Below are 25,867 nucleotides of genomic sequence, written 5' to 3'. Positions count from 1 at the left end.
GCATCTCGCATCTCGCATCTAATTTTTATTCGCTTGAACAGGCATTCTGGTATATAAACATCTACCTAACCTTTAATGTAAAGCGACCGAATAAATGACCGCACCTACCACTATGACGTTCTTCGAACGTTTTGAAACCGATATCCTTTCTGGCAAAAAGACGATTACTATCCGTGATGAATCTGAGCGTGACTACCAGCCGGGTAGCGTTGTGGAAGTTTCAACGTTAGAAGAAGGGCGCGTATTCTGTAATCTTAAGATCATCAGCGTAGAACCAATTCTGTTCGATGAACTGGGTGAGTTCCATGCACAACAAGAGAACATGACGCTGCAAGTGCTGAAAGATGTGATTCAAGATATCTACCCAGGTATTTCTCAGCTTTACGTTGTCTCTTACGAGTTGGTAGATTAAGTCTTATTAGATTGAATTAACTAGCAAGGGATGGCGATTAATGAGTGATAACCAACAGATACTGCTTCAGCTTTACTGTCGCGAACAGCAAGATCAAAAGTTACTGGATAAACATGATTTAGATAGTGACTTGGGCGAGAGTGCTGATTATTTAAAGTGGTGCGAGAGCAAAAGAAACTTTGTTGAAGAGGATGTCTTAGGGCGTACTTGGGTAAAAAGTTGCCCTGCAGGGTACATTACTGAGGTTCACTTTCATTCGGATGGCACTCTAACCGAGTACCGTTTGTTTGATCGGTTTGAAACTCAAGGTCATTGGTTATTGAAAAGTGGGTTGCTGCAAGTTGAAATCAGTAAAGGTGACAATCTTTACCAGTTCGATGTGGTTGCGTGTAAAGACTTAAATATCCACTCAGCGGTGGAATACAAAAACCAAGAGCTTCACTCTTATCTTAAGCTTGTTCAGGTGGAAGCTCGTTAACTTTGTTTCGATGAATTCAGCTCTAGAAGCAAAAAGCTAACGTCAAACGTTAGCTTTTTTCATTTCTATTCGACCCATAATTAGCGACTTAGGCTTGGTAGCTATTATGCGTGCTTCGTAGGTCTTATACGCGATGATTTTCAATTTTCTTGTGCAGTTCTGAATCTATATCTTCACTAGAGCAAACCGTTAGTAGGTCTTCGACAAAGTACTTGAGAGCGCGAGCTTCGATGTGTCGAATGCCTTGTTGCTGCTCTTCTGTAAGGTAGCCGTAGATAGTTGCTGCTCCGAAGTCACCAAAGATCATCTGACCTTGTTCATTGACTAGGGTGTTATGCGCATACAAATCACCGTGACAAACCTTGTTGTCATGCAGGTGATTAAATACATCGATCATCTGAGTCACGATGTTGTCGATTTGCGAGATCGGAAGTTCGAAACCTTCAGGGAAAGTATCACGCGTGCAAGTCTCGAGTGTCGGTGGCAAGCCTAGATTGTAGTAGCTGCTTGGGATAAGCTCCATCACCAACGCAAGGTAGTCTTGCTCGTCCACTTGGGCGATAGACTTCACTAGGTTGCTATGGTGACCAGCTTGAAGACATGCTTCCAGTTCATCATGTGGGTAACCGTCGCTTGTCACTTCGCCTTTGAATACTTTAACCGCCACTTCCTGAGGGAAATCAAAATCACTGTTTAACCAATTAGCATGTGAGATCACGCCAGATGCACCTTGGCCAAGTACTTGATTCAATGAGTAACATTGAGAACTTACCGCAGGCACGCTATCTAAGCTGCTAGGGTGTTTGCAAAACGGGTTACCCGCAAACGCTAGCCAAGCCAGTTTTGGTAGCTTGATAAGGAACTCTGGGAATTCAGTCAGTTGGTTTGCAGACAAGCGAACCAGTTCCAGGTTAGATAGTTTTTCCATACTCTCAGGTAAAGTACGAAGCTGGTTGCCTGCAAGTGCCAGTTTTTGCAATCTTGGTCTTTCACCTAGTGAGTTCGGCAGAACTTCGATAGCGTTGTCGGTCAGGATCAACCAGCGTAATTGAGGTGGTAGAGATACCTCGCTTACGGTTTTAATTTGGTTAGTCTTGAAACCGATCATTTCAAGCTTAGGAAGTGACCCAAGAACATCAGGAAGGTGCGTGAACAGGTTGTTCGACGCAAAGATAATACGCAGGTGAGTAAGCTGTGATAACTCTTCAGGTAAGTCTGATAGCTGGTTTCCCGAAAGATCCAGAATCTCTAGTGAATCGGCAAGATCCAAGATTTCTAATGGGAACTCAGTGAGACCTTCTGATAATTTTAAGCGCTTAATACCTTTAAGTTGCCCTGATTTTAATTGTTCTAGAGTATGCAAACCTTAGCCTTATGAATAGATGTTCGAGGCGCGTAGTTTACTTGTCTCAATCGAGAAAGGCGAGTATCCGCAACAATACTCGCCTATCTAAACTCAATGGTCGTTGATATCAAGGTTAAAGCTGAATACGATTTTGGCTAACGCCGACCTCCTTAACAAAATCCAAGTCATGACTGACTAAGATAAAAGCGCCTCGGTATTCACGCAAAGCTGACGCTAATATTTGCTTTGAATCGATATCTAAATGGTTGTCTGGCTCATCAAGCAGCAGTAATGGGGAGTCTTGCTTATGGCTGACAATCAACATCGCTAGCTTCATTTTCTCTCCACCACTTAAGTGAGCGACTTTGCGGTATACGGAATCACGCCTAAAGCCTATACCTGCCAACAATGTCCGAGCATCACTCTCTGTAAGCCCGTCACTATGCGTCATGAGGCTGTCGAACATGGTGTTATGGGCATCCAATAAACCAAAGTGTTGATCAAGGTATACCGTAGATCCAAAGCGTTTGATGGTACCAGTGTAGTTCGAGTGCTCGTTGTGAATTGCTTTCAACAGTGTCGACTTACCACAACCGTTTACACCGCTTAGATAACACCGTTCACCTTGTGACAGAGAAAAGTTGATAGCAGTACCAGACCCAAACTCAAGTCGGCAATCTTCAACAGTTAATAGCGCGTTCTTTTTCTTGCGATTACTCTGTTGTAGATACAAGGCCTGTGGTTTCAGTTGCTCTTTTTGTTCTTTTAGAGATTGAAGCTTATCTTGATTTTGCTCCTTTAAGTTATGTTGACTAGTGGCTGATGCTGCTTGTGTTCGTCCGGCTTTGTCTTTCATTGCATCCAGTAAAATCTTGGGCTGACTGCCTGATTTTCGCAGTCGGTTTCCTTGCGCCTCTCGCTGTTGTGCTTTTTCTTTGTTGGCTTGAGCTTGGCGTTCAAGTCGTCTCTTTTCAGATTGGTGATGCGCAATCTGCTTGTCTAATACTTCACTTTGGCTCGACATTTGTTTGAAGTAATCATCGTAGTTTCCTTTGTAGAAACGTAACCCCAAACTGTTGAGATGGTAGATCCCTTCCATGTGCCTCAACAGGCTTCGATCATGGCTAACCATCAGTATTTTGCCTTCAAATTGTTGGCACTGTTCTATTAACCAGCTACGCCCGTCACTGTCTAAATGATTCGACGGTTCATCTAGAATCAGTATGTTGTGTTCTGACGTAAACAGTTGATGAAATTGTAAAAGGGCAAGCTGCCCACCGCTTAATGTGTTGCATGGCGTGGCCAACTCGCTGGTTATTTTCAGACTGGTCAACAGCTTCTGAGTGTTTTCTTGCAAATCCCAATCGTCACCAACGATATTGAAGTGTTCAAGCTCGCAGCTGCCTTGTTCGATAGCTCGCAAGGCATTGAGTTTCTCCGTGATACCTAAGAAATCAGCAATACTGATCGTGCTATCCAAAAGTACTGAAGGCAATTGTGAGTAGAAACCAATCGAGCCTTGTCTAGACACATTCCCAGATGTCGGCTGCACCTGCCCAGTGAGTAATGAAAGTAGTAACGATTTTCCGGCTCCGTTTCTTCCAACTAAGCCAGTCAGTCGCGAGTTCAAATTGAAGGTGATGTCTTTAAATAGCCACTCTCCAGTATCGATCTGGAATGAGAGATTATTGGCTAAAATAATAGGCATAAAAATACCTCCCTTTACGTGTAAACGAGTAAAAGGGGCGAGGCGCTTTTCTGTGCAAGATCCAGCTGGATACTAAAACAGATCGCCATAGACGTTACTTAGGTAGATGACCGATGAAAGAGAGAAAGCGGTATTGAGATGGTTTCTGTCTTTTAGGTGCGCTCTGGAAGATGCAGGCCGTTAATCGGCGGATCTTTAAGAGCTTAATATTAATATGTCGCGAAAATAGATGACGAAGTAACGCCCACTAACCCCGAGTGTCCAAATGATTTTTTAAAAAATAAATCGGATGTCAGGATGTTAGTACTTCATTATGGCGTTATTCTCTTTTGAAATGATGGTGGAATGGTACTGAATGCGGGCTTAAAAAGTCAACAGGGTAAAGTGATTAAAATGTACCCAAATAATAAAAGCGCCGATGAGACGCTTTTATTGATTCGATGAAACCTGACGCTACTTAATGGCAGGGTATTTAGCTTATAGCCCGCTGATAGTCTAGCTAACAGGACGGCTGCGCTTGACCACCAATGGCACGCCAGCACATATCAAAACTGTCGTTGATATACTTTTCTGACTGCTCTGGCTGCGGCTCTTGCTGATCAACAAGCCAGTTCGCACAGATCAAAAAGTGGCTATGGATGAAGTGTCTAACGAGATTAATGTCTAGCACCATCAATTCTTCGGCTTGCTGTCCTTTCAAAATGATGTCATCGAGTGACGCAAACATCTGCGAAACAATGACTTCACGAGTTTGAGTCGTTGGGTCAAAGTGCACATTGGTGAAGAATTTCATGGCGACTGGGTTTTCTAACGCCCACTCAATTCCGGTCATCCACATGAATTTAAAGGCTTGATAGCGATTTTGTTCAGCGATGTCTGTGTGCTGAGCCAGAGTAGAAAATAGCTCTACTTTCAATTCACGAAATAGCTCTTCAATCAGTAGAGATTTGTTCTCAAAGTGATGAAACAGTGTCGCTTTTGCTACACCGGCGGTCTTCGCTATTTGCCCAGTAGATGTGCCCTCTAACCCTTGTTGAGAGAAGAGCAGGAGCGCAGCATCTAGGATTTTTTGCCTTTTTGTAATCATCGATTCAGTACTTTGAACATCATTTTTTTGATTGGGTTGTTGTATGGAGGGTGCATCAACTTAGTGAAGTTGATCTTGCCTCGAGTCAACACGGTTTTTGCATGGCTAAAGGTCTTGAAGCCTTCAATGCCGTGGTAGTGTCCCATGCCTGAAGGGCCAATACCACCGAATGGCGCGTCTTCCGCTGCCACATGCACCAAAGAGTCGTTAATACAAACGCCGCCTGAGTGAGTGTCTGATAGGAATCGGTCTTGGGTTTTCTTGTCGTGACTCATTAGGTACAGCGCAAGTGGACGTTCTCTTGTGGTGATGTAGCTTATCGCTTCTTCAATTGAATCATAAGGCACGATAGGTAGCACAGGACCAAACAGCTCTTCTTGCATTGCCAGCATGTCATCATTCACTTTGGTGAGAAGGTGCGGCGTCATTCTGTGGTTCACGTCGTCTTGTGCCTGCTCGGTAACGGTGTGTATCACAGCACCTTTTGACTTCGCATCTTCGACCACACCTTTTAATCGATTGTACTGGCGCATGTTAACCACTGAGGTTAAGTCTTTGCTCTCAATTCCCGCTTTATAGAGCTTCTTGAAGTAGCGCTTGTAAGCGGTGATAAATGCATCAACTTTCTCTCGTGGCAGCAAGATGTAATCTGGTGCGACACAGATTTGACCTGCGTTTAGGCTCTTGGCAAATAGGATACGTTCAACCGCATCAGCAACATCGAAATCTGGTGCGATGATGGTTGGAGACTTTCCACCTAGTTCTAGTGTCACTGGCGTTAAGTTAGCAGCTGCGGCTTTCATTACGTGCTTACCAACAGAGGTTGAACCTGTGAATAGGATATGGTCAAACGGCAGCTGGCTAAACTTAGCAGAAACGTCGGCTTCACCTTCAATGATCGCCACTTGTTCTTCACTAAAACCTTCGGCCAACATCGCTTTTAAAACACGGTTAGTTGCAGGAGTAAACTCAGACATTTTGAGCATTGCTGTGTTACCTGCTGCCAATGCTGTGATGAGAGGCCCCAAAGAGAGCATAACTGGGAAGTTCCAAGGCACGATGATGCCAACCACACCGACCGGTTGATAATGCACAGTAATCTTGGCTGGTGTTAGCATTAAGCCGGCTTTACGACGTGAAGGCTTCAGCCACTTCTTAAGATTTTTATCACTGTAATTGATTTGGTGTAGGGAAGGGGTGATGTCAGCAATTAAGCTGTCGTGCTTTGCTCGATGGCCATAATCTTCAGATACCGCTTCAATTAACTGCTCTTGATAACGCATTAATAGTTTTTTCAAGACTGAGAGATCATTTCTTCTCTGCTCAAGTGTTGGATTAACGTTGTTGCGGTAGTGATCTTGTTGTCGGTTGAATATTTGATCCATGTCGTTGGTGCTCGACGTGTTTGGTTCAAGGTCTAGATTATGGCTCATAGTATCCCCTAAATTCGAAGGCTGACCGATTGGTTGGTCAGTTAAAATTACAAGAAGTTATGGTCGAATACAAGATATGGACGAAAAAAGTTTATTTTTTGTGCAATGAACTGGCAATTTAGTTAAGTGGACCCAACAACGGAAAGGTTGGTCTTGAGGAATAAATGATAGGTTTGCGAGAAGTGATCGTGTGCCTTTGGTGTAGTTAAAGGCACACGCGATGTGCTTACGGGTTAGGCTGAGATTTTCTCGCAACGCATAAAGATGAAGTTAACGTTTTTCGATAGGCGCTCGTATGTTTCTTCAGAGATGGCTTTGGCTTTCTCGTCGATTGTGCCTTCCGTGATTTGTGAAATCAGCAAGCCAGATTGGCTGACTGCTTGACAAAGTTCGGTTAATGAACGGCGGTAGAAGCTTACCTGAACGGGTGTTCCAACCGTGTTCCACTCTTCTTGAATGAATTCGCGTTCAAAGTAGTTACCTGAAAGGGTGCATTCAAAATCCGCAAAAGGGTGGTGAGTGGAAAACACGATGTAGCCGCCCGGTTTCAAAACGCGATACACGCCATCAAAGACAGGCTTTAGATCTTCAATGTAATGCAGCACCAATGGGCACACGATGACATCAGCGCTGTTATCAGCTTCCTTGGGTAAACCAAGAGCAGCATCTTGCGCGTATGCTGTTACATTTGGGATTTGTTTTCCGTTCACTAGTTTAACCATATCTTGGGATAGGTCGGTACAGGTGACTTTGTTGGCACCTTGGTCGATAAACCACTGTGCGTATATACCTGAACCGCAACCAAGGTCGACAATATCGAGCCCTTTAACATCGTCTAGTAAGGCTATGGTTGATGGGCGTTCTAATAGGGCATTATAAATATTATCGCGAGCAGCAGAGTCGTATTGCTTTGCGTAGGTGGTGTAAATTTCGGACATGATTTAACACTCATCAATAGGTATGGAGGAACAGGATACTGACTATCTTGGTGATAGTGAGACTTGTGATAGTGAAGTGCCGATATTTGTCACAACCCTGACTTAACATCACCAAATTAGCTAAGAATTTTAGGCGTCGTTGCTATTTTATTCCCCTAATTTTTTGATAGAAATTGCTTTAGATTTAATGCGCTTCAGCCTGTTTTTTACCCTAAAACCTTGTAATTCCTTACCTGTCACTTTAACTCATACTGTCGATAAAAAAATGTAATCGTAACCACAAATATCAATGGTTGGACTCGCTCCTAATAATATCGGTTAATGCAGCCAACAAATCGTTTTTGAACGCTTTTTGTTGGGTTATACCTCGCTATTCCAAAGAGGTATCTTCTGTCGATGGCCCTATAGTGTGAGGTCTCTAGAATTGGAAAATTCGGTTAATTTGGAACGCATCCGTGCTGAGTATAATGTAAAGCACTGGAGCCAAGGTTTTTATGGCATTGATGATAACGGTGAAGTGTATGTATCACCGAGCGAAACGGATCATCAAGTCCCACTAAGTAAGATCGTAAAGCAGTTAGAGCAAAGAAACATTGGTTTACCTGCTCTTGTGCGTTTTCCTCAAATCGTGCACCAGCGTGTGCACAATATCTGTAACGCATTTAACCAAGCGATCGAAGAATATCAGTACGACAACCGTTACCTACTTGTTTATCCGATTAAAGTTAACCAGCAAAAAGAAGTGGTTGATGAGATCTTAGCGAGCCAAGCTCAACTAGAGCAAAAGCAGCTAGGGCTAGAGGCGGGCAGCAAGCCTGAGCTATTAGCGGTGTTGGCGTTGGCTCAAAAAGCGAGCTCTGTGATCGTCTGTAACGGTTACAAAGACAGAGAATACATTCGCCTTGCACTGATTGGTGAGAAGCTAGGGCACAAAGTTTTTATCGTTCTAGAGAAACTGTCTGAGCTTGATCTTGTTCTTTCTGAAGCGAAAGCACTGGGTGTGAAACCTCGTTTGGGTTTGCGTATCCGTCTTGCTTCTCAAGGCGCGGGTAAATGGCAAGCAAGTGGTGGTGAGAAGTCGAAGTTTGGCTTGTCTGCATCACAAGTGCTTACCGTTATCGAACGCTTGAAAGCAGAAGACCAACTGGATGTTCTTGAACTTGTGCACTTCCACCTTGGTTCGCAAATGGCGAACATTCGTGATGTGCGTAATGGTGTGAGTGAAGCGGCTCGCTTCTACTGTGAACTGCGTGATATTGGCGCTCAACTGAAGTTCTTAGATGTTGGTGGCGGCTTGGCAGTCGATTACGACGGCACTCGCAGCCAATCTTCAAACTCAATGAACTACGGCTTGCTTGAGTACGCTCGTAACATCGTGATGACAGTTGGGGACATTTGTAAGCTCTACAACCAGCCACAACCTGTGATCATTTCGGAGTCTGGTCGCTCATTGACAGCGCACCATGCTGTACTGATCACCAACGTGATTGGTACTGAAAGCTACTCGCCGGAAGACATGGCAGCACCCGAAGCAGACGCTCCAATGTTGCTAAACAACATGTGGAAGAACTTCTTAGAGCTCGATGCTGGTAATGATGACCGTGCGTTGATTGAGATCTACAACGACACTCAGAGCGATATTGCCGAAGCGCACAACCAATTTGCGACTGGTATGCTGAACCTTCAGCACCGTGCTTGGGCTGAGCAGATGTCTTTGCGTATCAACTACGAACTTAGCACTCGCATGAGCACTAAGAACCGTTACCACCGTCCGATCTTGGATGAGTTGAGCGAACGTTTAGCGGACAAGTTCTTCGTGAACTTCTCACTATTCCAGTCATTGCCAGACGCTTGGGGGATTGATCAGGTGTTCCCTGTATTGCCATTGAGTGGTTTAGACAATGCGGATGAGCGTCGTGCTGTGGTGCTGGATATCACTTGTGACTCTGACGGTACGATTGACCAGTATGTTGATGGTCAAGGCATTGAAACAACATTGCCAGTGCCAGCGTGGAACCCAGATGAACCATACCTAATGGGCTTCTTCCTAGTAGGCGCGTACCAAGAAATCTTGGGCGATATGCATAACCTATTTGGTGATACGCACAGTGTTGTGGTGAATGTTGATGAGAGCGGAGACGCGAACATTGACTACATCAACGAAGGCGACACAGTAGAAGACATGATGCGTTACGTTCACATTGATATGGACCTAATTCGTCAGAACTACAAAGAATTGGTAACGGCTAAAGTACCAGCGCAAGAGCAGCAAAGCGTACTTGAAGAGTTAGAGCAAGGCTTGATGGGTTACACCTATCTTGAGGATTTTTAATGAACGATTTATTTACGAAACCAGATTACTCGCTGTACTCCAATGCGATGACATTTATGCGTCGACCATTAGTTCAAAACCCAATCGACAATGACGCTGATGTGGTTGTATTGGGTGCGCCGCTAGATATGGCGACATCTGGTCGCCCGGGCGCTCGCATGGGACCAGATGCAATACGTCGTGCATCGGTAAACTTGGCGTGGGAAGGCAAAAAATTCCCGTGGGACTTCAATATATTTGAACATACCTCAGTGATTGATGCTGGCGACCTTGTGTTTGATTGCGGTGACGCAGAAGACCTAACTCAGCGTTTGGAAGCAGCAGCTGATGCGATTCTAAATAGTGGTAAAACTCTGTTAGGTTTAGGTGGTGATCACTTCATTACACTGCCTTTGCTAAGAGCATATGGCAAGAAGTACGGTGAAATGGCTTTGATTCACTTCGACGCGCACACTGACACTTACAGTCAGGGCAGTCGTTACGATCACGGCACCATGTTTTATCATGCGCCAAATGAAGGTTTAATCTCACCTGAACATTCAGTGCAAATTGGTATTCGTACAGAGTATCAGCAAGAAGGCCATGGCTTTAACGTTATTAACGCGATGCAAGCGAATGACATGAGTGTGGACGAGATCATTGCTCGTGTGAAAGGTATTGTTGGTGATAAGCCAGTTTACCTAACGTTTGATATCGACTGTCTGGATCCTGCTTTCGCTCCGGGTACAGGTACACCAGTATGCGGCGGTTTGAATTCAGACAAAGTGCTGAAAATCATCCGTGGTCTACAAGGCATCAACATGGTTGGTATGGACGTTGTAGAAGTTTCTCCAGCGTATGACCAAAGTGAGATTACAGCATTGGCTGGTGCGACGATTGCGCTTGAGCTGCTTTATGTTTGGACGGCAAATCGCCTTTCTAAATCATAAACTCTCATTGTTAACAGCGTAGCGTTATATACTGATTTTAAAGCCCACTAAGGTTCAACTTAGTGGGCTTTTTTGGATACCTCGAAATATCTATTTGTAACTTCAACTCATTCTTCCTACATGCCCACTCAATATTCTAATACTTGTATATGTAATTGACGCCATATACGGTGTTTAAGCTGTTTCTTATCAGCTTTGTGCTGAACCTTGTCTCAAATATGGGATTTAGTTCTTCTTTGGGGTTTAGGTATATCTCGACTTTATTAATTACCTATAAATCCTAATGATTTATCAACTTTATTACTGTATATATTTATAAAAATTTGAGGTGTAATTAAGTTGTGCGTTTTATTGCATACTAATCAACACCCTATAAACTTTTGCTTAGTCCATGAACAAACTGAAGTGAATGCTTAGATTTGTGAAAAGAAGCCACTTCGCACAGACATGACATTTTGGATAAGGAAGACTAGGCTTAAGGTTAAGTAAACTATAAAAAAACAGGCGAAACGGAACAGACTCATCACATACATCAGCTTATGTAATTGATTGTTAATGAAGAGAATAAGTTCTGAATATAAATTAAGCCTGAAGCCGTTATTACTATCATTTTCACGATGTTGAGCAATACAGCATTTTGTGACCACGGGGGATATATGGGTATTGAAGTTTCGCGCCAAGCTGCAGTTGTTGAGGCAGTGAGTGGAGAAGTCATCGTAGTTAAGTCTGACGGAAGCGCACGAAAAATTTCAGCTGGTGATATTATTCGTGAAAACGAGATTGTTATCACTGCCAACCAAGCAGAGCTTGTATTAGGCACCCAAAACGGTGTTACTGAGGTAGGCAGCAATTGTGTTGGCTGTGTTGACCAAGATTTAGCGTGGGCTGATGTTCCGCTCGCTGGAGAAGTTAATTTTGACTTACAGCAAGCCGATACAGGAGATTTTGATGATGAATTTGCTGCTATCCAAGAAGCCATTTTAGGTGGTGCCGATCCGACTCAAATCTTAGAGGCGACGGCCGCTGGTGGCGGACAAGGTTCTGCAAACGCTGGCTTTGTGACGATAGACTATAACTACACAGAAACTCACCCATCGACATTCTTTGAAACCGCTGGCCTAGAGCAACAAACCGTAGATGAAGATAGAGAAGAGTTCAGATCGATCACTCGTTCATCTGGCGGCCAGTCAATCAGCGAGTCACTTACTGAAGGCTCGATATCTGATATTACCTATACCCAATCTATTACAACTACCGAAACGATAATTGCGGGTAGTTTAGCGCTTGACCCAGATTCTTTTGCTCCTGAAACACTCTCTCTCGCCTCGCTCCTTAGTGAACTCAATAGCGACATTACCTCTAGTGGCCAACCGGTTACCTTTACGTATGATTCAGCCTCCAATTCGATTATTGGTGTTCAAGGCACAGATGAGGTGCTGCGCATTGATATTGATACGGTGAGTGTTGGAAATGACATTGCATTATCGCTGACCACAACCGTTTCTCAATCGATAGATCATGTTCCGTCAATTGGTGGCGGACAAGTTTCCTTTACGGGCGACCAAATCAACATCGCCTTTGACATACAAGGCCAAGACACCGCAGGTAATCAGCTCGTAACACCAATTAATGCGCAAGTAACAGTCCTTGATGGGGTAGATCCGTCTGCCGAAAGCGTGTCTATCGATAATGTTGAAACAAGCAGTGCTGCAATTGCAGGCACGTTTTCAAATATTGGTAGTGATAACTTACAGTCAGCTGTTTTTGACTCAAGCGTACTTGCTCAGTTTGATGGTGTGCTCAGTGATAATCAGGCGACCGTTGCATCCTTGTCTGCTGATGGAAGTACCATCACACTGTCAATCCAAGGTGGCAGCGACGTTATTTTAACCGTTAGCTTAGATACCGACGGTACCTATCGATTTGAGCAGTTGAGACCGATTGAGCAAGTTGGTACTGATTCGCTTTCTTTCTCTTTGCCAATCACGGTTACCGATTTTGACCAAGATGTCGTAACCAATACCATCAACCTCGCTATTTCTGATGGCGATAAACCAGTCATTACCAATGTCGACAGTATTGATGTTGATGAAGCTGGCATTGTTGGCGGTTCTCAAGAGGGGACGGCAACCGTATCAGGAAGTGGCAGTGTCACTTCAGAAATTTTTGATAGTGACATTATCGATCATCATGAACTTGAAGCTGCAGAGTTTAATACCGCTGGCACACTGATATCTAACGGTGAGGTTGTGTTACTCGAACTGGTTGATGAAACCAATGGTGTGCGAACTTACGAAGGTTATGTTGAGGTTAATGGCGCTAGAATTACGGTTTTTGATGTTAAAGTTGATAGTCCGTCATTGGGGAACTATGAATTTACTCTGTACGAATCGCTTTCACACCAAGGTGCTGAAGACACGCTGTTAACCTTTGCTCTACCTATTTATGCCGTTGATGCCGATGGAGACCGTTCTGCACTATCTGGCGGTTCAAGTACATCACAAGCCGCTGAGATTCTCATCAATGTCACAGATGATGCACCAGTAATGAGTGCGCCAACGGGTGAAAGGGTTGTCGATGAAGACGATCTTTCAGGCATAGGTTCGGATCAATCTGAAGACACTATCATCAATGGATTGTTCGCCGTCGATGAAGGTGCCGATGGTGTTATTAAGTATGAATTGGTTGATGAAAATTTAGCGATTGCAGGCTTAACCTCCGATGGAGAAAGCTTAGAGTGGCTGCCTGTTTCACAAAGTGGCACAACCTTCACTTATGTTGCACAAACGGTAACCAGTAATCAGCCTGTGTTTGAAATTATTTTTGATACTTCAGATAACAGCTATCAATTCGAACTGTTTAAACCACTTAAGCACTCTGATGGCGCTGGTGAAAACACGATTGACCTTAACTTCTCTGTTGTGGCTGAAGATTCCGACCAAGATAAATCGAATGCAGTCGATCTGAAGATTACGGTGACGGATGATGTGCCAACCATCACTGATACGACTGTTGCGAGTACGTTTGTCGTTGATGAAGATGATTTAGGCTCTGTTATCACTCAGGCGACAGGCTCGTTTGTTACCACAGAAGGGGCAGACCAAGCTGAGGTTTACGAACTACGCAATATCTCAACGCTGGAAGCGACGCTATCGTCGGGCAATGAAGGTATTAAGATCACTGAAAGCACTGGAGCTGCTGACACGACCACCTACCAAGGGGCAACTGACCCAGGTGGAACACCAATTTTTACACTAGTGTTGGCTGATGACGGCTCTTATACGTTTACTTTGCTCGGGCCTCTCAATCACGCTACGACACCGAATAATCTAGACACATTGACCATACCGTTTGATGTTGTGGCCGTTGATGGTGATGGTGATGATTCTAACCAATATGTATTGCCAATCGAGGTGCTCGATGGTGCGCCAGTCATGACGGCGCCGACTGGTGAGACCGTTGTCGATGAAGACGATCTTACTGGTATTGGTTCGGATCAATCTGAAGATTCCATGATTAATGGGTTATTCACGATTGATGAAGGTGCCGATGGTGTTATTAAGTATGAATTGGTTGATGAAAATTTAGCGATTGCAGGCTTAACTTCAGATGGAGAAAGCTTAGAGTGGCTGCCTGTTTCACAAAACGGCACAACATTTACTTACGTTGCTCAAACAGCAACGAGTAATGAAGCAGTGTTCGAGATTATTTTCGACACCTCGGATAACAGCTATCAATTCGAATTGTTTAAACCGCTTAAGCACCCAGATGGTGCGGGTGAAAACGCGATTGACCTTAACTTCTCTGTTGTGGCTGAAGATTTCGACCAAGATAAATCGAATGCGATCGCTCTGAAGATCACAGTGACGGATGATGTGCCAACCATCACTGATACGAGTGTTGGGAGTACGTTTGTCGTTGATGAAGGCGATTTAGGCTCTGTTATCGCTCAGGCGACAGGCTCGTTTGTTACCACAGAAGGGGCAGACCAAGCAGAGGTTTACGAGCTTCGTAATATCTCAACGTTGGAAGCAACGTTATCGTCGGGCAGTGAAGGTATTAAGATCACTGAGATCACAGGCGCAGCTAACACGACTACCTACCAAGGGGCAACTGATCCTGGCGGAACGCCAATTTTCACATTGGTGTTGACTGATGATGGTGCTTATACGTTCACTTTGCTTGGCCCTCTCAATCACGCTACGACACCGAGTAACCTCGATACATTAACCATCCCGTTTGATGTTGTCGCAGTTGATGGTGATGGCGATGATTCTAACCAATATGTATTACCAATCGAGGTGCTCGATGATGCGCCAACTATCACTGATACGACTGTTGGGAGTACATTTGTTGTTGATGAAGATGATCTTGGATCTATGGTGTCTCAAGCAACAGGTTCATTTGTTACGACAGAAGGTGCTGACCTAGTAGAAGTTTACGAACTGCGTAATGTGTCAGCTCTTGAAGCGACATTGACCTCTGGAACGGAAGCGATTTCGATTACAGAAATCACAGGGGCGGCTAACACAACGACCTATCAAGGTACGACGACAAGCGGGACTCCTATCTTCACGCTCGCGCTAGCGAATGATGGCTCTTATACGTTTACGTTGTTAGGTCCGCTGAATCATCCAACAAGTCCGAATTCCAATACTTTAACGATTCCATTCGATGTCGTTGCAGTTGATGGTGACGGTGATGATTCTAATCAGTATATGTTACCAATCGAAGTGCTCGATGATGTGCCTGTGATGAGTGCGCCAACGGGTGAGACGGTTGTTGATGAAGATGATCTTGCTGGCATTGGTTCAGATCAATCTGAAGATGCCGTCATTAATGGATTATTCACGATTGATCAAGGTGCTGATGGTGTTATTAAGTACGAATTGGTTGATGAAAATTTAGTGATTGCAGGCTTAACCTCCGATGGAGAAAGCTTAGAGTGGCTGCCTGTTTCACAAAGTGGCACAACCTTCACTTATGTCGCACAGACGGTAACCAGTAATCAGCCTGTGTTTGAAATTATTTTCGATACCTCGGATAACAGCTATCAATTCGAATTGCTTAAACCACTTAAGCACCCTGATGCCGTGGGTGAAAATGCGATTGACCTTAACTTCTCTGTCGTGGCTGAAGATTTCGATCAAGATAAATCGAATGCGATCGCTCTGAAGATCACAGTGACGGATGATGTGCCAGCCATTACTGATATGACTGGTACGAGTACGTTTGTCGTTGATGAAGATGATCTTGGATCTCTAGTGTCTCAAGCAACAGGTGCATTTGTTACGACAGAAGGTGCTGATCAAGTAGAGGTTTACGAACTGCGTAATATCTCAACGTTGGAAGCGACGCTATCGTCGGGCAATGAAGGCATTAAGATCACCGAAATTACTGGTGCTGCTAACACGACCACCTACCAAGGGGCAACTGACCCAGGTGGAACACCAATTTTTACATTAGTGTTGACTAATGATGGTGCCTACACCTTTACCTTGCTTGGCCCTCTCAATCACGCTACGACACCGAACAACCTCGATACACTAACCATCCCGTTTGATGTTGTGGCCGTTGATGGTGATGGCGATGATTCTAACCAATACGTATTGCCAATCGAAGTGCTCGATGGTGTACCGGTTATGACAGCTCCTACTGGTGAAACCGTTGTCGATGAAGACGATCTTAGTGGCGTTGGTTCTGATCAATCTGAAGATACCATTATTAATGGGCTATTCACGATTGATGAAGGTGCCGATGGCGTTGTTAAGTATGAATTGGTTGATGAAAATTTAGTGATTGCAGGCTTAACCTCCGATGGAGAAAGCTTAGAGTGGCTGCCTGTTTCACAAAACGGCACAACATTTACTTATGTTGCTCAAACAGCAACGAGTAATGAAGCAGTGTTCGAGGTTATTTTCGATACCTCAGATAACAGCTATCGATTCGAATTGTTTAAACCACTTAAGCACCCTAATGGCGCGGGTGAAAATGCGATTGACCTTAACTTCTCTGTTGTGGCAGAAGATTTTGACCAAGATAAATCGAATGCGATCGCTCTGAAGATTACAGTGACGGATGATGTGCCAACGATCACTGATACGACTGTTGCGAGTACGTTTGTCGTTGATGAAGATGATTTAGGCACTCTGGCACAAGCGACGGGGTCGTTTGTTACCACAGAAGGTGCAGACCAAGTTGAGGTTTACGAACTGCGTAATATCTCAACGCTGGAAGCAACGTTATCGTCGGGCAATGAAGGTATTAAGATCACTGAGATCACTGGAGCTGCTAACACGACCACCTACCAAGGGGCAACTGACTCAGGTGGAACACCAATTTTTACATTAGTGTTGACTAATGATGGTGCCTACACCTTTACCTTGCTTGGCCCTCTCAATCACGCTACGACACCGAACAACCTCGATACATTAACTATCCCGTTTGATGTTGTCGCCGTTGATGGTGATGGTGATGATTCTAACCAATATGTATTACCAATCGAGGTGCTCGATGATGCGCCAACTATCACAGATACGACTATTGGGAGTACATTTGAGGTTGATGAAGATGTTCTTGGGTCTGGAGGGGCTCAAGCAACAGGTGGATTTGTTACGACCGAAGGTGCTGACCTAGTAGAGGTTTACGAACTGCGTAATATCCCAACGTTGGAAACTACGCTATCGTCAGGTGGTGAAGCAATCTCGATAACTGAGGTTACGGGGGCGGCTAATACAACCACCTATCAAGGCACAACCGCAAGCGGAACGCCTATTTTTACACTTGCACTGGGTAATGACGGAGCGTATTCATTTACCTTGCTTGGCCCTCTTGATCATGAGCCCAGCTCAGAGGCGAGAAATAAGCTGTCTATCTCCTTTGATGTAGTGGCGGTAGACAGTGATGGCGATGATTCAAATCAGTATCAATTACCAATTGAAGTCATTGACGATATACCTGTAATGACTGCTCCGACTGGTGAAACGGTTGTCGATGAAGACGATCTGATTGGTATTGGTTCGGATCGTTCTGAAGACACCATCATCAATGGACTATTCACCGTAGATGAAGGTGCCGATGGCGTTGTGAAGTATGAACTGGTTGATGAAGATTTGGTTCTAACTGGCTTAACCTCCGATGGAGAAAGCTTAGAATGGTTACCTGTGTCTGTATCTGGCAGTACGTTTACTTACGTTGCTCAGACAGACACAGGTCAAGTGCCTGTTTTCGAGATTATTTTTGATACGTCAAACAACAGCTATCAGTTTGAACTGTTTAAACCTCTAAAACACCCTGATGGGGCCGATGAAAACAACATCGAACTTGATTTTTCAATCATTGCTGAAGATTTTGACCAAGACCAATCAAACGCAATCGATCTGAAAATCACAGTAACCGATGATGTTCCGTTAGTGACAACTCAGTCTATCGCTCGTATTGAAGGTCAGAATTACAATGGTTCTAAAGTCGATATGTTTGCCAATGCTACGGATGTGGGGGCTGATGGCGCGGTACTAAGTCGAATTGAAGGTATCTCAAGTAACGGGGCTGATATTGTTTTTCAACGAGGTAACAATACTGGCTTTAGCGATGGCTTGAATGTTCAAAGTGGACGTCGAACTATCCGTGTTTATGAGCAGACCGATGATGGCAATGGTGGCACTCAGGAAAGGCAGCTGGGTACTTTGCGTATCAACTCAAATGGCGAAATAGAATTTAGAGCTACCAATTATCTCGATCATGATGGAGACACCATCGACTTCTCGATCAATGTGATTGCGACAGACGGTGACTTAGATACGTCATCGACGCCTTTGAACATCACGATTACGGACGAAGAGTCTTCAGCAGTATCGCTCAGGGTGACTACGTTTGAGGATGCGGGTAGAGACTCGACAATCGCTTATGCAACGGGTGATGCCCCAAGCCTAGAGAATATTCAAGATAATCAAAGTGGATTGCCTGATGCACCAGCACAAATTGCGCTGCAGGTTAACCTGAAGGACCAAGATAACAGCGAGTCTATCGGCCAGTTGACGATTCAAAGTGGTAATCACAGAGGGACGTTCTATTACTTTGATGGCGTGGAATATCACAAGTTAGTCGCTGAGCCAAACGGTGATATCTTGTTTGGTCCACCCCAAATGCAGCAGAGCTTTGCTCCAAGCGTAAACCAACCACTAGACACTATTGCGACGATCGACAACTTGTTCTTTGTTCCAGACCAAAATTACGGTTCAAATAACAATGGTGTGCGAATCAACTACGAGCTCGAAATTGATAATAATGGTTCGTTAGACCACACCGTAAACTCAAACTTCAGAATTGAAATTGAAGCGGTAGCGGATATTGCGACTTGGGATGATGCGAATAGTACGTATCAATATCAAGTGAATGAAGATGAAGACAATGTGACGCTACAGCTGAACGCAGAGTCTCAAGATAACAGCCGTACCGAGACCATTACCTATGAGCTTGAAGCGATTCAAGGGGATGGGAAGTTTGAGCTGTTGGATCAAAATGGCAATGTGTTAGCGCCGGTCAATGGTGTCTACACGATTGCTGCAGCAGATATCAATAGCACAGTAGTGAACCCAATCGATAACTTCTCTGGGCAGATAGAGTTTAAAGCAACGGCAATCACCGAGGAGACACGCAATCCATACGATGATTCAGCCAACGGTGGGGTAGACAAAACCACCGCTCGCTCTGTCGAACAAAACATCATTATAGATGTGACTGCCGATGCTGACCCGGGCAAGTTCAGTGTGAGTCGTATCAAGATCAACGAAGACAATATCGCTGACCCTGATTACATTGGTCCTTTGGAAAACAAAGACGCATTCACGCTAGACGAAGTCATCACTATGACTGGGTCAGTGGATACAGATGGATCTGAAGAACTGTTTGTGCGCATCAGTAATGTTACCGAAGGCGCGGTACTTTACTTCTTAGGCACCACGACAGTCGTTCCGACCATCACGATCAATGGCGTTGACTACCAAGAAATTGCGTATTCCGATTTGGCTAACGTTGAAGTTGTTCCAACTAAACACAGCAATGTGGATTTTACCTTTGATGTAACAGGTGTGGTCAAAGACACCGCGAACCTTTCTACAGGTGCGCAAGTCGATGAAGAGATTCTGGGAACTAAGACGGTTAATGTAGAGGTTAAAGGTGTCGCAGATATTCCATATGGAGGTACTAACGGTACGGCTTGGACAGCAATCACCGATGGCACAACATCTGGTGTTCAAACCACGATTCAAGAGAGTCAAAATGGCGATAGCTTTGCTGAGCTTGATTTCACCGTGTTGTCGGGAGAGAGAAAACCTGACACAGGCACGACACCATTACCTGACGACGGTTCAGAATCCATAACGGTTATCCTCTCGGGTATTCCTGATGGCGTTATTCTGGAAGATGGTGACGGTACAGTTATTGACCTTAACTTTGTCGGTTATGAAACCGGTCCGGGTGGTAGCCCAGATCTGTCTAAACCAATCTACGAAGCGAACATCACTGACGCGGGGAAAACTTCAGGTATCCGTATTAGACCTGTTGATTCGTCGACAGAGAATATTCATATCCAAGGTAAAGTGATCGTGACCGAGAATGATGGTCATACGCTTACCTTTGACCAAGAAGTTCGAGTGTTGGTTGAGCCTAAGATTGATACTTCTGCAACTTACAATACGGTGACTCGTGGGGATGAAGATACGGCTATCAATATTGACTGGCATCCCGAAGGCTCTGATTATATTGACGATGATGAGCACTTCACTTCAATCGTCATCAGTACGATACCAACAGGTGTTGAAAGTGTTGTGGTTAATGGTGACGTGACTTGGGTCTACGATGCAGCAGCAGGTACTTTAACCATCACACCAAAGAGTGGACAGACTCCAGAAGAGTTTACTCAAATTGCGCTGAGCAATAACTTTATTCAGATAACCCCGGAAGAAGATTCAAGTACAGACTTTACGCTTAATACGGTTGTCATGATCGAAGAACGCGATCATGAATACGTTGATGCAACTGATCCTGGTCAGGGCATTGTTACCGCGACGATTACCGGTACGATTGATGTGCGTGTGAGACCCGTTGTTGAACCTGGAGATGCCGATAACAAGATTGTTGTTTCAAACGAAGATGGTTCTGGAGAACTGACTAAGATCACGGCTGACTCTAATGGCGTAATTAAATTTACAACCAACAGTGATAACCAAACGACTGATACTAACGGAGACGAAATCTGGGATGGTGAATATGTCGTCCGATACCAAGAAACGGATTTAAGCACAGTAGAAGAGCAAGTTGACGAAGTGATTGTTCAGCTGACTAACACTGACGGAAGCGCGTTGTCGGATGATATTTTAGGGCAACTTTTAGTAACTGGTGCCTCTTATGAGGGGGGGGGCCGATGGGTTGTGACCAATGAAGATGCCTTTAGTATCAGCGCACCTCAAGGTTTAGATTTTACACCGTCGGATGATACTGATGATGTTGTTGGTGATTTCAATGATATCAAGATGACACTTTATACATTAGTGTCGGATCCGGGTGATGCTAACAATGAGTCGTCTGCTCAAGTACAGCTCAGTGGTGAAGTGACGCTTTCTTATCCAGAAGTTTTGACAGCTCCGGATAAAGTCGCTGCTGATATAGCAGTAGTACCAGACAGTGTTATCGATGCTGTTGAGGATGTTCAACTTGATCTCGGCGCAGCTCTAAACGGCATTATAAGCTTTACCGGACGTGATGATTCTCCAGATCAAGTGACGGTGATAATCGATGGTACGCTAGTGATTGATGGCACTACATCATTCCCAATTAGCCTTTCGGGAAGAAGTGATGTTGACTTTGTGAATGGGAAATACGTTTACGAGACGACGGTTGAACAAGGTGTAGCCGTTGATTCATCGGGTTTGTTACTGAATCTACCTGCCGACTATTCTGGTGACTTTAGATTACCAATCACGATAGTGACCAAAGATACACAGTCTGGTGATGAGAAAACCTTGGTGACCGATGTGGTCATTAAAGTAGCGCCTGATGTTGAAGGTAATCCAGACTTTGATGTGACGGTAACTGGCTCACTAGATGATTTGTTTAACCCTGTCGATACTGACGGTCAAGCTGGACAAGATCCTGTGGGTTACGAAGATACTTATATTCAGCTTGATTTCAGCTCAACCATTAAGGACCAAGTCAGTGGGTTTGAAGGTGGTGACGAAAAATTCACTTCTATTACGCTGACTTTGGATGATACGAGCGTCGGTGCGTTTTATACCAGTGCGGGTGTTTCTCTTGGTACATCAGTGACGTTCACTGAGGCAGAGATTAATACGGGCGCGCTAGACAATGTCTTGTTCCGACCTACGTTAAACTATCCAACGGGTAATGACGTCAATCAGGTGCAAGTTAATGTTAGCGGTACGATTACCGATACTGCGACATACAATGACGCCTCGTCTCCAATCGGTACGGCAACTGATACTGATACGTTTAATACCAGTGTTAGCTTTGAAGTTGTCCCAGTGGTTGATGATGTGCTTGTGACAGGGCCGGGCAGTGATCCTGATGTTATTGAGATTACGGGCAATGAAGACCAAGCTATTTCTCTATCGGGAACGGGTCCTGTCTCTATTGCACTCACTGACTTAGACGGCTCAGAACAGTTCGTTTCGATTAAGTTCACCGGTGTACCTGATGGCTTCTTAATGAGTGCAGATCCGGGCTCCGCTTATACTGTGAAGAACAATGGTGGTGGTGAGTGGAGTGTTCAATTACCTCAAGCATCAGGACTGTCATTTGATTTGAGTGAGATTTCGATTTTACCGCCTAAAAACTTCAGTGGTACGGCGGAATTTGGCGTTGCTGTCTTTACTCAAGAATCTTTGTTGGGCGTGCCTACTGCAGCATCGAATCTGCCGAGCTTTAAACTGCATGTGGTGCCAGTGGGTGACGATGTTGATACCAATCCAACTGACTCTGTGACAGGCAACGAAGGTCAAAACATTGATATCGAAATCAATGCGACGATTTTGGATAAAGAACTGTCGGCAACAGGAAGCGGAACGTATAGCGAAAACGCGCCAGAAACACTTCGAGTTGAAGTGGCAGGCGTGCCTCAAGATGCTTCTATTTTCTACCCTGATGGCACAACCTTAGCGAGCTACGATCCGGTGACGCAGCTATGGACACTTGATGTCTCGGCTCAGTCGTTAGATAAGATCGTATTCAACTCAGGTGAACATAACAGCGATGCGGGCAATGTACTTGGCATTAATGGCCCATTACAAATTACGGTTCGCTCGGTGGATACAGATGCTGATAACACTGAATACTTAGGCACGCCAACCAGCTTTGATGTCGATTTAGTGATTGATCCAATTAACGATCAACCGACGTTTGTGAATGTCACCAACATTGAAACGCAAGAAGATATTAGCATCGCTATCGACAACTTCAGTATCTACGATGTTGACGCTAACTTTGATAACCCAGATGCGCCGTATGTTCTTACGTTACAAGTGGATCAAGCACTGCCGGGAGCGCAGGGTGTGTTTGAGTTTACGAGCTCTCCTGACGTGATGTTTGTATTGCAACCTGACGGTTCATTGGTTATGAGCGGTAAAGAAGCCGACATCAATACCGCATTGACTAATGGCGCGGTGACTTTCAAACCAGATCCAGACCAGAACTACCTCAACCAGAGTGGTTTAGTCACGATCAATGCGACACTCGATGACGGTGGTAATAACGGCTTGATTGACGCGGGTGACCCTAATACAGCACAAATCAACCAGACAACTTTTACCATCAAGGTAACGGAAGTGAACGATGCACCTGTCGCCGCAGATGTTGATTTAGGTTCGATTGCTGAAGATGGTCAAATAGTGATTGTGGAAGGCGATTTGATTTCAGCAAGTTCTGACATCGAAAACCATAACCTCACGGTTACGGGTGTAACCCTGACTCAAGGACAAGGCCAATTAACGCGCTTTGAAAACGCTGGTGGCGCCGATGACGCTGCGATTACAGGACCATTCTGGATATTCACTGCAGCCAATGATTTTAATGGCGATGTGAAGTTCAGTTACGACATTATTGATGACGGTACCACCAACGGTGTGGATGATTTCTTAACTGACAATGCTGAAATTAGCCTCGTCGTAACGGAAGTGAATGATGCTCCTGTCGCGACTGATGTTGATTTAGGTTCGATTGCTGAAGATGGCCAAATCGTCATTGTTGAAGGTAATTTGATTGCAGCAAGCTCTGATCCAGAAAACCACAACTTAACGGTAACTGGTGTAACTCTGACTCAGGGGCAAGGCCAACTAACGCGCTTCGAAAATGCTGGTGGTGCTGATGATGCAACGATTACCGGTCCATTCTGGCTATTTGTAGCGGACAATGATTTTAACGGCGACGTTAAATTCAATTACTCAATTACTGATGACGGTACAACTAATGGAGTGGATGATTTCCTAACCGACAGTGCTGAAATTAGTCTTGAAGTAACCGAAGTGAATGATCAACCTATTGCTACGGACATCGACCTAGGCACCATCCTGGAAGAAGGTCAGTTAATCATCAAAGAGGAAGACCTGATCGGCGCAACGAGCGACCCAGAGAACGATACGATTACCGTAACTAATCTGGTGCTCGATGAAGGTCAAGGTCAGCTACAACGCTTCGAGAACATAGGTGGCGCTGATGATGCTACGATCACAGGCCCATACTGGGTATTTACGGCAGCTGATGAATACAACGGCAACGTTAAGTTTACCTACACCGTAGAGGATGATGGTACCACCAACGGCAGCAATGATTTCCTAACGGATACAGCGGAGATCACCGCGATTGTCGACGGAGTGAACGATACGCCTGTTGTTAATGGTGACAGTGTCACCACTCTTATCGATGAGGATGCTGGTCAACTGTTGAGTGGTATCAATGTCAGTGACCCTGATTATGTAGATGCATTTTCTGATGACTTAATGACAGTCACACTGACGGTGGATTACGGCACATTAAACGTATCGCTTCCGCCTGTGACGACGGTTGTAGTTAACGGTAACAATACGGGTTCAGTCATCTTAGTGGGGACATTGAGCGACCTGAATGCGTTGATTGATACGCCAACCAGTCAAAATGGTGTGTTTCTTGATGCGAGCCTATCTCCGACCAATAGCATTGGATTAGAAGTTATCGCCAAAGACAGCGGCAACCCTTCAGGTATCGCGATAGAGACAGCACCTGTGGTTTACAACATCGCGGTGACGCCAGTAGCGAATGCACCAACCTTGTCTATCGATAGTGCGACTAACTACGTGAGAAACATAACTGCGAGCCAGTCAGTGAGTGCGAGTGGCATTCCTTTAGTTGGGATTATCGCAGCCTTAACGGACATTACAGAAGAGCTAACGCTGCATATCAGTGATGTGCCTGCTGGCGCTCAAATCACCAGTACAGCCGGTTCTGTGACGGATCTTGGCGGTGGTGTGTGGGTAGCAACGGCGGATGCAATTGAAAGCTTGCAAGCGGTTGGGCTTTCTCAAACTCCAGGTAACTACACGCTGAAAGTTGAGGCGGTTTCTGAAGAGACTGGCAACAACGATACGGCAACCTCTACATCGATTGACCTGAATTTGAACATTGTGTCTAACGCGGTTGATATTAACTTGGCTTCGGAAACCGATGACGTTCAGTTACTGGCTGGTGCTAATGCGACAGACTTAACGGGCGGTACAGGTAATGACAGACTGGAAGGTGGCGCAGGTGATGATACGCTCGTGGGTGGTGACGGTAACGACACACTCATCGGCGGCGGCGGTTCAGATATTCTAACCGGTGGCGATGGTATGGATTCGTTCGTATGGCTTAATATTGAAGATGGCGTTGAAGACACCATTACCGATTTCAGCCTGTCGGAAGGAGATCAAATCGATCTGCGTGAAGTGTTGCCAGAGCTTAAAAATACGTCTCCAGACATGACTGCGTTGCTTCAACAGATAGACGCGAAGGTGGAAGGGAATGATATTGAGCTTACGATCAACCCAGATGGCGTAGGGACCACAGAGCAAGTGATCGTGGTTGAAGACCTTGCTCCTCAGTTAACACTAAGTGGCACTATGCCTTCGGATATTCTGGATGCATTAGTACAGCAGAATGTGATCACTCACGGTTAACGCGA

10 protein-coding genes are annotated in these 25,867 nt (G+C 44.9%); 5 read left to right on the top strand and 5 right to left on the bottom strand.

What is annotated here, in order from left to right; translation table 11 throughout:
* Positions 1-94 precede the first annotated feature (94 nt).
* Positions 95-412, top strand: coding sequence for a N(4)-acetylcytidine aminohydrolase (gene yqfB / locus BCT34_RS11520; protein WP_076652189.1), 318 nt, complete (start codon positions 95-97; stop codon positions 410-412).
* A gap of 40 nt (positions 413-452) precedes the next feature.
* On the top strand, positions 453-890 hold the full coding sequence (locus tag BCT34_RS11515) for a hypothetical protein (RefSeq protein ID WP_076652192.1): 438 nt from the start codon (positions 453-455) through the stop codon (positions 888-890).
* A gap of 124 nt (positions 891-1,014) precedes the next feature.
* Here the strand turns inward: BCT34_RS11515 and BCT34_RS11510 are convergent, their stop codons facing one another.
* From BCT34_RS11510 to BCT34_RS11490, 5 genes are all read right to left on the bottom strand, one after another.
* Positions 1,015-2,253, bottom strand: a complete 1,239-nt coding sequence (locus BCT34_RS11510; protein ID WP_076652194.1) for a leucine-rich repeat-containing protein kinase family protein — start codon at positions 2,251-2,253, stop codon at positions 1,015-1,017.
* Between the two features lie 115 nt (positions 2,254-2,368).
* Positions 2,369-3,943: an ATP-binding cassette domain-containing protein gene (locus BCT34_RS11505; protein ID WP_076652197.1), complete on the bottom strand. Its 1,575-nt coding sequence runs from the start codon at positions 3,941-3,943 to the stop codon at positions 2,369-2,371.
* A gap of 499 nt (positions 3,944-4,442) precedes the next feature.
* Positions 4,443-5,030 carry a TetR/AcrR family transcriptional regulator gene (locus BCT34_RS11500; RefSeq protein WP_076652199.1) on the bottom strand — a complete coding sequence of 196 codons (588 nt, stop codon included), beginning with the start codon at positions 5,028-5,030 and terminating at the stop codon, positions 4,443-4,445.
* Entirely contained in the window at positions 5,027-6,463 is a 1,437-nt protein-coding gene (locus tag BCT34_RS11495; RefSeq protein WP_076652202.1) for a coniferyl aldehyde dehydrogenase, read from the bottom strand. Before BCT34_RS11495 ends, BCT34_RS11500 begins: the two co-directional genes overlap by 4 nt.
* A gap of 233 nt (positions 6,464-6,696) precedes the next feature.
* Entirely contained in the window at positions 6,697-7,401 is a 705-nt protein-coding gene (locus BCT34_RS11490) for a class I SAM-dependent methyltransferase (RefSeq protein ID WP_076652204.1), read from the bottom strand.
* 409 nt (positions 7,402-7,810) lie between these two features.
* Here BCT34_RS11490 and speA point away from each other — a divergent pair, with 409 nt between their 5' ends.
* From speA to BCT34_RS11475, 3 genes are all read left to right on the top strand, one after another.
* Positions 7,811-9,733, top strand: a complete 1,923-nt coding sequence (speA, locus tag BCT34_RS11485; RefSeq protein WP_277869195.1) for an arginine decarboxylase — start codon at positions 7,811-7,813, stop codon at positions 9,731-9,733.
* A complete protein-coding gene (speB, locus tag BCT34_RS11480) occupies positions 9,733-10,662 on the top strand; it encodes an agmatinase (protein WP_076652207.1) in 930 nt (309 codons plus the stop codon). Before speA ends, speB begins: the two co-directional genes overlap by 1 nt.
* A 656-nt stretch (positions 10,663-11,318) precedes the next feature.
* Positions 11,319-25,862: a retention module-containing protein gene (locus tag BCT34_RS11475; protein WP_102300642.1), complete on the top strand. Its 14,544-nt coding sequence runs from the start codon at positions 11,319-11,321 to the stop codon at positions 25,860-25,862.
* Positions 25,863-25,867: the final 5 nt, after the last annotated feature.

This window comes from Vibrio sp. 10N.261.45.E2 (assembly GCF_002875705.1).
Classification (GTDB): Bacteria; Pseudomonadota; Gammaproteobacteria; order Enterobacterales; family Vibrionaceae; genus Vibrio.
This window is presented reverse-complemented; position numbering and strand designations above follow the sequence as displayed.

Excerpts from the sequence above, each read along its gene's own strand:
- BCT34_RS11495 (WP_076652202.1), bottom strand. The coding sequence starts at position 6,463 with ATGAGCCATAATCTAGACCTTGAACCAAACACGTCGAGCACCAACGAC.
- BCT34_RS11500 (WP_076652199.1), bottom strand. The coding sequence starts at position 5,030 with ATGATTACAAAAAGGCAAAAAATCCTAGATGCTGCGCTCCTGCTCTTC.
- BCT34_RS11490 (WP_076652204.1), bottom strand. The coding sequence starts at position 7,401 with ATGTCCGAAATTTACACCACCTACGCAAAGCAATACGACTCTGCTGCT.
- speB (WP_076652207.1), top strand. The coding sequence starts at position 9,733 with ATGAACGATTTATTTACGAAACCAGATTACTCGCTGTACTCCAATGCG.
- yqfB (WP_076652189.1), top strand. The coding sequence starts at position 95 with ATGACCGCACCTACCACTATGACGTTCTTCGAACGTTTTGAAACCGAT.
- BCT34_RS11505 (WP_076652197.1), bottom strand. The coding sequence starts at position 3,943 with ATGCCTATTATTTTAGCCAATAATCTCTCATTCCAGATCGATACTGGA.
- BCT34_RS11475 (WP_102300642.1), top strand. The coding sequence starts at position 11,319 with ATGGGTATTGAAGTTTCGCGCCAAGCTGCAGTTGTTGAGGCAGTGAGT.
- BCT34_RS11515 (WP_076652192.1), top strand. The coding sequence starts at position 453 with ATGAGTGATAACCAACAGATACTGCTTCAGCTTTACTGTCGCGAACAG.